Source organism: Shewanella sp. M-Br (genome assembly GCF_036245925.1).
GTDB lineage: Bacteria > Pseudomonadota > Gammaproteobacteria > Enterobacterales > Shewanellaceae > Shewanella > Shewanella oncorhynchi.
Map to the genome: position 1 here is coordinate 162,396 of NZ_BJBV01000006.1, position 11,051 is coordinate 173,446.

The 11,051-nt window shown below is 43.8% G+C and carries 10 protein-coding genes; 5 read left to right on the top strand and 5 right to left on the bottom strand.

Annotated elements, in window-relative coordinates; all coding sequences use genetic code 11:
- Positions 1-45: 45 nt before the first annotated feature.
- The 3 genes from nrdD to AAA952_RS06870 all read right to left on the bottom strand — a co-directional run bounded on the left by nrdD (position 46) and on the right by AAA952_RS06870 (position 3,723).
- A complete protein-coding gene (nrdD, locus tag AAA952_RS06860) occupies positions 46-2,163 on the bottom strand; it encodes an anaerobic ribonucleoside-triphosphate reductase (RefSeq protein ID WP_219252154.1) in 2,118 nt (705 codons plus the stop codon).
- 261 nt (positions 2,164-2,424) lie between these two features.
- Positions 2,425-3,114, bottom strand: a complete 690-nt coding sequence (locus AAA952_RS06865) for a hypothetical protein (protein ID WP_338255539.1) — start codon at positions 3,112-3,114, stop codon at positions 2,425-2,427.
- 120 nt (positions 3,115-3,234) lie between these two features.
- Positions 3,235-3,723, bottom strand: coding sequence for a MarR family winged helix-turn-helix transcriptional regulator (locus AAA952_RS06870; protein WP_338255541.1), 489 nt, complete (start codon positions 3,721-3,723; stop codon positions 3,235-3,237).
- A gap of 146 nt (positions 3,724-3,869) precedes the next feature.
- On the opposite strand from AAA952_RS06870, the gene AAA952_RS06875 reads away from it, so the two are divergent.
- Positions 3,870-4,880 (top strand): NADP-dependent oxidoreductase, encoded by a 1,011-nt coding sequence (locus tag AAA952_RS06875; protein WP_113938823.1) that lies wholly within the window; start codon positions 3,870-3,872, stop codon positions 4,878-4,880.
- A 134-nt stretch (positions 4,881-5,014) separates the two neighbouring features.
- Here AAA952_RS06875 and rssA read toward each other — a convergent pair whose 3' ends face one another.
- Entirely contained in the window at positions 5,015-5,962 is a 948-nt protein-coding gene (gene rssA / locus AAA952_RS06880; protein WP_338255543.1) for a patatin-like phospholipase RssA, read from the bottom strand.
- A 250-nt stretch (positions 5,963-6,212) separates the two neighbouring features.
- Between rssA and AAA952_RS06885 the strand changes: the two genes are divergently transcribed.
- The 4 genes from AAA952_RS06885 (at position 6,213) to AAA952_RS06900 (ending at position 9,328) form a co-directional block, all read left to right on the top strand.
- Complete coding sequence (locus AAA952_RS06885) at positions 6,213-7,568, top strand: DEAD/DEAH box helicase (protein ID WP_113938824.1); 1,356 nt, start codon at positions 6,213-6,215, stop codon at positions 7,566-7,568.
- Between the two features lie 203 nt (positions 7,569-7,771).
- Positions 7,772-8,209 (top strand): DUF3010 family protein, encoded by a 438-nt coding sequence (locus AAA952_RS06890; RefSeq protein ID WP_028760422.1) that lies wholly within the window; start codon positions 7,772-7,774, stop codon positions 8,207-8,209.
- 48 nt (positions 8,210-8,257) lie between these two features.
- On the top strand, positions 8,258-8,782 hold the full coding sequence (locus AAA952_RS06895; protein WP_263166774.1) for a M48 family metallopeptidase: 525 nt from the start codon (positions 8,258-8,260) through the stop codon (positions 8,780-8,782).
- Positions 8,783-8,872: 90 nt separating this feature from the next.
- Positions 8,873-9,328, top strand: coding sequence for a hypothetical protein (locus tag AAA952_RS06900; protein WP_338255614.1), 456 nt, complete (start codon positions 8,873-8,875; stop codon positions 9,326-9,328).
- A gap of 372 nt (positions 9,329-9,700) precedes the next feature.
- Here AAA952_RS06900 and AAA952_RS06905 read toward each other — a convergent pair whose 3' ends face one another.
- On the bottom strand, positions 9,701-11,002 hold the full coding sequence (locus tag AAA952_RS06905) for a peptidoglycan DD-metalloendopeptidase family protein (RefSeq protein ID WP_338255547.1): 1,302 nt from the start codon (positions 11,000-11,002) through the stop codon (positions 9,701-9,703).
- Between the last annotated feature and the right edge of the window lie 49 nt (positions 11,003-11,051).

An 11,051-nucleotide genomic window follows, 5' to 3' on the forward strand; every position in this document is an offset into this window, starting at 1 on the left:
GTGATGCCACGGAATAAGTCTAACAGGCAAAATAAGGTAATAGTGTTACAAGTGTTTGATCCTGCGTTTTACTTCTTCTTGCTTGCCATAATTAAAGGGCCGCGCATCAGGACTGCCTAAGTAACCGCACACACGGCGCGTCACAGAAACCCGACTAGGCTCATGATTGCCACACTTAGGGCAAGTGAACCCTTTACTGGTACAACTAAATTCGCCGGTAAAGCCACAGTCGTAGCATTCATCAATTGGCGTGTTAGTGCCATAGTAAGGCACGCGGCTGTAGCTATAATCCCAGACGTTTTCCAGCGCTTCGAGGTTATGCTGCATATTGGGATATTCGCCATAACAAATAAAGCCGCCGTTCGCGATAGCGGGATATGGCTGTTCAAAATCAATTTTATCGTAAGGATTTACGCTTTTTTCCACATCGAGGTGGAAACTATTAGTGTAATAGCCCTTGTCCGTCACACCTGTGACTAGGCCAAATTGCTTCGCATCCAGTTTACAAAAACGGCTGCAAAGACTCTCACTTGGCGTGCTATACAGACTAAAGCCATAACCTGTTTCAGCCTTCCACGCATCGGTAGCCGCTTTAAGATAAGCTACAATAGCAACGGCTTTTTCCCTTAATTGTGCATCATCAAAGACATGGGTTTGGGGACCATAGAGTGCATTCATAGTTTCATGCAGTCCAATGTAACCGAGTGAAATCGAAGCGCGGCCATTTTTAAAGATTTGCGCCACATCATCATCTGCGCGCAAGCGTACACCACAGGCGCCTTCCATATAGAGGATAGGTGCCACGCGGGCTTTAACACCGTTCAGTCGCTCAATACGGGTATCCAGTGCTTTACGGGCTAATACTAATCTGTCATCTAAAATACGATAAAACTCAGTCTCATCGCCATTGGCTTCTAAGGCAATCCGCGGCAGGTTTAAACTGACCACTCCCAAATTATTGCGCCCTTCATGCACAAGCTCGCCATTTTCTTCATAGGTGCCTAAAAAGCTACGGCAGCCCATTGGGGTTTTAAATGAACCGGTCACTTTCTCGACTTGCTCGTAGTTGAGGATGTCGGGATACATGCGCATTGTTGCGCATTTGAGCGCCATCTGTTTTACATCGTAATTGCAATCGCCCGCTTTATGATTAATACCATCGCGAATCGCAAACACTAGCTTAGGGAATACTGCAGTCTTGCGATTTTTACCCAATCCCGCCATCCGCACTTTGAGCATAGATTGCTGAATTAAGCGTGATTCCCATGACGTACCTAAACCAAACCCAAAGGTCACGAACGGTGTTTGGCCATTGGCAGTGTGTAAGGTATTGACCTCATATTCCAAAGACTGGAATGCATCGTGACATTCTTTTTCAGTTTGTGCCGTAGCAAAGGCTTTGGCATCGGTGATCTTCCAATTCAGGGCAATTTGGTAATGCTTGTCGTAGCTCTTAGCGACAAATGGCGCTAACACTTCATCAATACGGTTGATAGTTGTGCCGCCATAGATATGACTCGCCACTTGGGCAATGATCTGCGCGGTCACTGCTGTCGCTGTTGAAATAGACTTAGGGGTTTCAATTTCGGCATTACCCATTTTAAAGCCGTGGGTCAACATGCCAGCTAAATCAATCAACATGCAGTTAAACATCGGGAAAAACGGAGAGTAATCTAGGTCGTGGTAATGGATCTCGCCCGCTTCATGGGCAGCGACCACATCCTTTGGCAAAATATGACTCTTGGCGTAATGTTTGGCTACTATGCCCGCGAGTAAATCCCGCTGAGTAGGAATGACTTTTGAATCTTTATTAGCATTTTCATTGAGCAAAGCCGCATTGCTTTGCTCAACTAAACCACGGATTTCGAGGTTGAGTTTACTGGTCGCCTCACGGCACACATCTCTGTCGTGGCGGTATTCGATATACACCCGCGCCAGGGACTTGTACGGCCCTTCCATCAGTAAATTCTCAACCGCATCTTGTAGATGGTGGATATCGACTTCAGCTAATGGCGCGACGCTCTGACTGATACACGCTGCCACTGTCGCTGCATAGTCGCCATCCTCTATTCCAACTGAGTTTGCAGCGGCATTCACTGCATCCCTTATCCTTGTTTCATCAAAAGGTGTGCGGCAACCATCACGCTTAATTACGACTGGCATTGTTCAGTTCCTCTCCATCTCGCCTAAAAATTAACACTACATCTAGTGATTTTAAAAGCATAAAACACAATATGTAGAGCATTAGGCTACAACAACGATGAAGCGTCCATGATCCAGATCATAGTTTTTAGGATGAAATAAAAGAACAAACCAGAACTGCAGCTAGGCCCAATTATCTGAAAATTGCGCCTTGACCTGCTGATTAAACCCAGCTAGTTGAATGCGTGACAATTTATGTTTATCACGCACTATGGATGTGAATTAACGTTTAGCAAGCGCAAGATAACTACTGAGTTGGCCCGATGCAGATTGATGTGACCCCATAGATGAAGCGAGTTGCATCATAGATTTTAGCCCCTGCCACTGCTGCTTTTGAGCATCCGTAAGCGGAGGTTCAGAATTCAAATAATCTGTCAATTGGCTAAGGACTTTCGTGGCCTTCTGGGCTAGCACCGGCGACTGAGCATCATCCATATTGGTTAAGACGTTTTTAGCATCAACTAAGGTATTGATAAGAGGATTATTAGGTGATTTTTTAGCTAATGACTTGATTTCATCATCTAAAAAATCTTGCAACGATTGTTTAGTCGGCGTTGTTGTGCTCGGCACTGTAATACCGTTTTTCGATAAACGCTCGAGTTGCACATCCGATAAAATGCCATCTTTTTGTAAGCGCGACACCAATGCGGGAATATCGGCGACGCCAAATTGACCATCGGCAAAAAAATCCTTCGCCATCGATTGAATTTTCTGTGCGCGTTGCGCCCTTGGCGACAGCGCTATCTCATCGGTTTTACCGTTATCGGGTTTGGAAGCATCCGTCTGCGTTTTATTTGTTTCTGTCGTAGTATCGGTTTTAGCCGTGCTCGTCTTTTGGCTATTGGCACCATAAGCATCGGCGATACTGGCACTGCTGCGATTAAGATTAAAGGCATTTAAAATAGAATTCATCGTCAAAAATTCGGCGTCTAAGACTCAATGACGGTTTTAAAGCAAAAACTAAGCCAATCAAGTATTAATCTTTGCAGAACCTGAATTCTCGGGTAGCGAACAGCACCAGCAGCTTTATCTCTAGGACTGTAAATCTTCAATAAGGGCAAGACATTGCCGCCTCAATAAATCGAGTGCCTCGAAATCCATCTGCACTTTATTCAGCAAAGTTTGCTTCAAGGCTAGAGCTTCATGCTTAATCGCCTCTCCCTGAGCCGTCAGAGTGATCAATTTTTTCCGCTCATCTTCAACGCAGGCCAAACGCGTGATCAAGCCTTTTACCTCTAACCGCTTGACGATTGGCGTTAGGGTTCCCATATCGAGTTTAGTCGCCATTGATAGCTGGGTTTGGCTACAGCCATTTTGACGCCACAGGGTTTGCATCACCAGATATTGAGGAAAAGTTAACTCGTATGCCTCGAGTAAAGGCCGATAAGCGCGCACTAATGCATTGCTCGCAGAATATAACGCGAAACAAACATTATCGGATAAACAGAGTGGATCGCTAGAAGCTTGGCTATGAGTCTGTTTTGTAGCGTCTAGCTCAGGTTGAGGTAAGCAATTCTGCACGTTTAAGCGCCTGTCATTTAAACATAACGCTATCTTATCCGATCTGTCCCACCCCATCTAGTTTGCGCGCAAACTATTTGCATTCAATCTTAAAGCCACGTAGAGTAAACATCATTAGTTTGCGCACAAACAAAAGGTGAGTTTTTATGAAGAGTATGACTGAAACCCGTGAAATCCATCTAGCTAATCGCCCAGAAGGCATGCCTACAGCACAGAACTTTACTTTAGTAAATAAAGCGTTAGCACCGCTCGCTGATGGACAAGTGCTGATTAAAAATCTATGGATGTCGGTTGACCCTTACATGCGCGGGCGCATGGTTGATCGCAAGAGTTATGTTCCGCCCTTCGCCTTAAATCAAGTCTTAGAAGGCGGTGCGATTGGTGAAGTTATCGCGTCAAAAAACACCGAGTTCCCGGTTGGTACTAAAGTCAGCAGCATGCTAGGTTGGCGTGAACACGCAGTCACAGATACCGCAGGACTGACAGCTTTACCACTAACTACGCTTGATAATTCACATTTCCTCGGCGTACTCGGAATGCCAGGCATGACAGCTTGGACAGGACTGACTCGCATTACAGATTTAAAAGCGGGTGAGACACTGTTCGTTTCCGCAGCCTCTGGCGCAGTAGGTAGCGTAGCCTGCCAAATTGGTAAACTAATTGGTGCTCGTGTAATAGCCTCTGTCGGTTCAGATGAAAAAGCTGAATTATTAAAAAGTTATGGTGTTGATGCGGTCATCAATTACAAAACTTGTGGCAATCTCACCCAAGCGTTGACAAAAGCCGCCCCAGAAGGAATTGACGTGTATTTTGAGAACGTCGGTGGTGAGCATTTAGCCGCAGCGCTGAGCAATATGAAAGATCATGGACGTATCGCTGTTTGCGGTATGATTTCGCAATATAACAACACAACTCCAACACCTGGCCCAGACAACTTAGCCCTAATTGTAATGCGAAAACTCAAGTTAGAAGGTTTTATCGTATCCGAACATTGGGCGCATTATCCTGAGTTCACCGCAAAAATGGCTCAATGGTTAGCGGAAGGCAAAGTCAAAGCAGAACAAACAATTTATCAAGGGCTTGAACAAGCACCTGATGCTTTTATCGGTCTATTTGAAGGTAAGAATCGCGGTAAAATGTTGGTAAAACTAGCCTAAGTCACCAACAAAGCGGTATAAACATCTCAATATGAGATAGCAAATAGTCGGTATCGCGAAAGTGATACCGACTTTTGTTTATCTGGCAATCAAACGCTATCTATATAAAACTTTTGACTCTACATTTTGCCTCATCAGCCCTTCCAGAGCGCTGCTTCAATCAAGTGGGCGACTTTCTCCACCGCAGCTTCGCCGGCGGCAATCGCCTCATCAGCACGGTGAAACTCCATAGTGCCGATATTTCCCACCTCTGGCACAATACAAATATCTGGTGGATCGCCCATCAACCGCGCCCGCTTATGTCTTTGCTCTAAAATACCCATAGATTGCGACATCACAGCAATCATCCCCGGATTCGATTTAGTGCCGAGTGAAAACTTATCGGTTAGGTTGCTGACATAATCTCGGCCACGGGCGAATAAATCCATAAAGCCCGTTTCTTGTCGCGCTGGCATATCCATTTCAGCTTGGACAGTCCTTTGGCTGGTCATATTCACGGGTAACACTTGGATACGCCCAGAATGATAGCCATATAAATCCACTGCAATCACCACATCAACGCCCATGGCGCGGCTGACCGAAACAGGAACAGGATTCACCACAGCACCATCGACTAACCAGCGTTCTCCTTGTCTGACAGGAGCTAAAATCCCCGGCATGGAGCAAGAGGCCCGTACCGCTTGCCGTAAATCCCCTTCAGTAAACCAAATTTCCTGACCAGAGTATAAGTCAGTCGCGACGGCTGCAAAGGGACGATTGAGATTCTCAATATTCACATCTCCTATACGTGCATGCAGCACATCGAACACCTTGTCTCCGCCGATAAGCCCGCCCTTACGCCATCGAATATCCATCAAGCCAAGCACGTCCCAACTAGAAAAACCGCGCACCCATTTTTCTAACTCGGGTAAATGATCATGGGCGTAAGCGGCCCCCACTAAAGCCCCCACCGAACATCCAGCCACTTTATCGGGCTTAATACCCATGGCAGCTAAACCATTCAATACACCTATATGTGCCCAACCTTTCGCCGCCCCACTACCCAAGGCAATACCTACCGAAGGGATTGTTCCGTTAGCCATAAATCATTTCTCCTGTAACTCAATGCAGTACACGATAACGTAAAATCCTGCCATATCCACTGTCAATAGGTAAAAACGACACAATTAAGAGGTTGTAATACCAATGTAAATAAATACAATCAACAGAGCATAAATGGCGCACTTTCTACATCAATCCGTGCATGAAGCAGAGATAATCACCGATGTGGATAGCTGAGCAAGGGCGATTAAGGCTATAATCTGCCCTTACTAAGATTTAGGGGATATACCTTTGCAATTTACCGATTTTTCTCTGGACCAGCGTCTGCTTCAAAGCATAAAACATATGGGGATCACAGAACCCACCGCCATCCAGGAACAAGCACTGCCTATCGCATTGGCAGGTAAAGATTTAATGGCGTCATCAAAAACGGGCTCAGGTAAAACCTTAGCGTTTTTGTTACCCGCATTGCAAAGAGTCATTTCTACCCGCTCACTGTCGAAACGTGATCCTAGAGTCTTGATTTTATTACCGACCCGCGAACTAGCGCATCAGGTTTATAGTCAGCTTCGCCTGCTTGTCGCCAACACCCAATACAAGGCCATCAGCGTACTGGGCGGGGAAAACTTTAATGACCAAGCCAAAGCCCTAGCGAAAGAACCGCATTTTATTGTCGCGACTCCAGGCCGTATCGCCGATCATTTAGAACAGAAGCATCTTTTTCTCAATGGCTTAGAGTTATTAGTCCTCGATGAAGCCGACCGCATGTTGGATTTAGGCTTTGCACCGCAACTAAAAGCGATCAACGATGCAGCAGATCATAAACGCCGTCAAACGCTGATGTTTTCTGCCACGTTAGATCACGACGAAATCAATGATATCGCAGCAACATTACTAAAAAATCCAGCGCACGTGGCGATTGGCGCGGCTCACTCTGAGCATAATGATATTCATCAACGTATCTTTTTATGTGACCACTTAGACCATAAAGAAGCGTTATTAGCCCGTTTGCTCAAAGATGAAACCCATAAACAAGTGATCATCTTTACTGCGACGCGCCCAGATACAGAGCGCTTAGCTGCTAAATTAACAGCGCAAGGTTTTGCAACCGCCGCACTCAGCGGTGATTTAAAGCAAGCCGCACGCAACCAAATCATGGACCAATTTGCCCGTGGCCAACAACAAGTCCTAGTGACGACCGATGTCGCCTCTCGTGGTCTGGATTTGCTCAATGTGTCTTTGGTCGTTAACTTCGACATGCCTAAATTTGCCGAAGAATACGTGCATCGTATCGGCCGTACTGGTCGTGCAGGCGCAAAAGGTGATGCGATATCGCTCGTCGGGCCAAAAGATTGGGACAACTTTAAGAAAGTCCAAGTCTTCCTCAGAAAAACCTTTGAGATCAGCACAATTCCAGGCCTAGAAGCTAAATTTAGTGGTCTAAAAAGCAAAGCTAAACAAACGCCAGTAAAACGTGTTGCTAAAGCGGAGCTTGCTAAAGGTAAGAGCAAAAGAACCAAAGCAACCACACCAGCACCGTCGCGGGATAAACGTTTCATCACGGGCGTGGATGTTGGCGATGCTCCTATGCGTAGAAAACCTGCTGCGGCACAATTACTACAAGATAATGATACTGAAGAAGTTTAAAACTAATTTATGCATAAAGGCCGGTGGATTTAACATCAGATATTATCTCTGATACAAATCACATAGGCATGATCTAATACTGGAAATTGACATACTAAAATTATCAGTCTGTCGCCAAGCGAATCAAAAGCGCATGGTAAACACTGATCCTCATGTCATTTCCAGCTACAATAGCGCTATTATCGATATTTTGAAGGTGTAACATGAGAGTTTGTGGTGTTGAATTAAAAGGTGGCGAAGCCATTATCAGTTTATTGAGCTATGAAGGTGAAACCTTCAATGTGCCAGAATGCCGTAAGGTGTCTTTCACCGTTTCCCAATCTGCTACCACAGAAGCTATTCGTGAGTTTCACTTCGCTTTTCATAAGCTTATGCAAGATTATCGCGTTGATGAAGTTGTCATCATAGAACGTGAGCAAAAAGGTAAACTCGCGGGTTCAGCGACAAGCTTTAAACTTGAAGCAGCCATTCAATTAGGGGAATTACCTGTCAGTCTATTGTCTCCTGTCACTATCAAAGAGCAAAACAAGCGCAATCCCCCCCAAGTTGATTTCGATAGTTTAGATCTTAAAAAAGTACAGCAGTTAGCTTTCGAAGCCGCTTATGCCCATCAAAATCGCCGAATTTTTGGCAAAGTATAAGTAATGTGATGAACTCAGGCTCCGAAGTCATTCGGAGCTAAATCCTCTATGAATCCATTAAAGTACTTAAACGGTTACAGCCTTGATATTCAACAGCAGGTACAGCAACATCTCGATGCTGGCACATTACCCAAGCTATTGCTGAAACGTCATCCTGTCATACATAGCGTTCGTAGCGATAAAGCGCTGTACGACTATACTCAGACGATTAAAAATCAATTTTTACGCCAGTCCTCACCACTCTCAAAAGTGATATTTGATGACAAAATTAATATTAGCCATCATGCACTTGGCTTGCATTCTTACGTAGCACGAGTTCAAGGCAATAAAATCAAAGCGAAGAACGAAATTCGCATTTCTTCGCGTTTAAAGCGTGTGCCAGAACCTTTGTTGCGTATGGTTGTCGTACACGAATTAGCCCATTTAAAAGAAAAAGATCACAACAAAGCTTTCTACAATTTGTGTACTCATATGGAGCCGGATTATCACCAGTTTGAATTTGATTTGCGCTTATTATTGACTTGCATCGACGCTAACATATCCCCTTATTCTACAGATAAAATCGACACCTAACCTTCGTATATTTTTCGCCCAAAACTTGACTGATAATAGTTTTTATTTAGAATGCTGAAGTATCTCACGCAGGAGAACTCAGTAATGACAATGACGAAACAGAATATCAATAAACTTTTGAGCAAATGGTGTAAAAAACAAGCTAAAAAGTTACTCAAAACACAGGCGAAATCTGTTTCAAGTTCAGGAAAAGTGATTCCATCCTTATCTCGTCTGAACACCCTGACTGATAAATCTTTGACGAATAAAAAGGCTCAACGAAAGCACCTCACCCAATTACTCTCTAAGCATATTGCTCAGCAAGAATTTGCCCATAGCAATAAATCAACACTCAAAAAACAATTAAAACTCGCGAAAGCTAAGTTTATTGCCGCAAATGATGCGACATTTTCATCGACTATTATTACTCGACTTTCTCCTTTACCCACGGAACACAGCTTTGCATTACGTCCCTTTAAAAAATCACCCTGTGGTGGCTGTCCCGCATTAAAAGGTAAATTGTGCAAGTGCGCATTAAAAGTGATACAAAGGCGCCACGCAAGCTGATAGGCACGATTTAGCACTGCATATTGGGTTCTCTGTTCAGTCCTTAATAAAAAACGTTATAAGCTCTTCAGCCGCACAATTTTCCTCTTCACAACCTTTTGAATGACTCGCTATAACACTTCTAACTGAAGATCCTATCTATTTTATCCCCTTATGTTTTATCGCCACGACTTCGAGTCGAACAAATTTTAAGCTTTTATACAACTCGAACAGTACTCGTGATAACAGGAAAATGTCTACCATAATAAGTATTGTGGAAACAAAAATGCCGATGAAATTTTCATTTCATCGGCATTGATAAACTCTTCTAGAAAGTCAGTGCTATTGTTTATTCAAACTTTGATACTATAAATTCTATTAGCTTAGGTTTGGCTAACCTAAGTTCATTATAGCTTCACGACTCTTCACCATATTAGTGAATGTGCGTAAATCTTGATTCGCTAACTTGCTCGACATAGGAATATCGGCTTTCAACGGATCAACAGGTTTACCATTGATATGGAATTCATAATGCAAATGCGGGCCAGTCGAACGACCTGTATTACCAGATAAAGCAATCACTTGACCGCGAGTTACACGTTGACCTTTACGCACTAACGCCTTAGACAAATGTAGGTAACGGGTACGGTACTTACCACCATGTTCAATCACAATATACTTACCAGCAAACTGATGGTCCGTCACTAAACTGACAATTCCATCACCAGGTGCAACAACTTTAGTCCCGATCGGCACAGAAAAGTCTGTTCCATTATGGGGAGAAATACGCCCTGTGATTGGGTGTTTGCGATGGCTGTTAAAACGTGAACTCATACGCGGTTGTTTAGCTAACGGATAACGTTGGAATGCCCGAACTAAACTCTGACCTTTAGCATCATAATAACTACCATCAGAATATTGATATGCACTAATTTCAGAACGGCCACTTTTAATACTGACGCCTAAAATTTGGCTACTTCCCGTCGGTTCACCTTCAACATATTGATCATTTACCAAAACTGAGAATTTGTCGCCAGCTCGTAAATCACGGGCAAAATTCAATTTTTCTTTGAGTAAATCTTCAATTCGCTGAATATCTGCAGCGGCTAAGCCCATTTTTTGGGCTGAAACGTAGAAAGAACCTTTAATATCGCCAGTCAAAATTCGATTTTGCCAAACACCTTCAACGTTCACTTCTTCAACATTAAAACTACCGTCTTCATAACGCGTAAAAACCACTTGGCGGGCAGCGTTAAAATAAAGTTCTAATTTTTGTAACTGGCCTTCACTATCAAGCCAAAATTGCATTCTGTTACCAGGTAACAAGGTATCAAGTGCCAAAATGTTTAAATCAGCTTCTAAAACCTTATACATAGTCTGCTGATCAACACCCGCCTTGGAAAATAACCCACTTAAGGTATCACCGGAAACGATAATTCGCTCAAACTGGGGAGCATTATTAATGAGTGCAGCTTGATCTAGGACTTCAGGTTCAGAAACTTGAGGGAGAATATTTTCAATATCGAGAACAACAGGGATACGCTGAGCAGTTGGCGTAACATGGTTATTATTCGGTATCAACATCGCAGCACCCATCAACAAACTACCCATTAATAGAATGTTCTTTTGGGTCGATGATAAGTTCTGCAAACGGGTTTGCGATAAGTTGATAAAGTTGGGTTTGCCTGTTTGCAACGCTTTTCACCTTTCGTTAACTTTGCGCTCTATTTTTGACCAGTCCCTT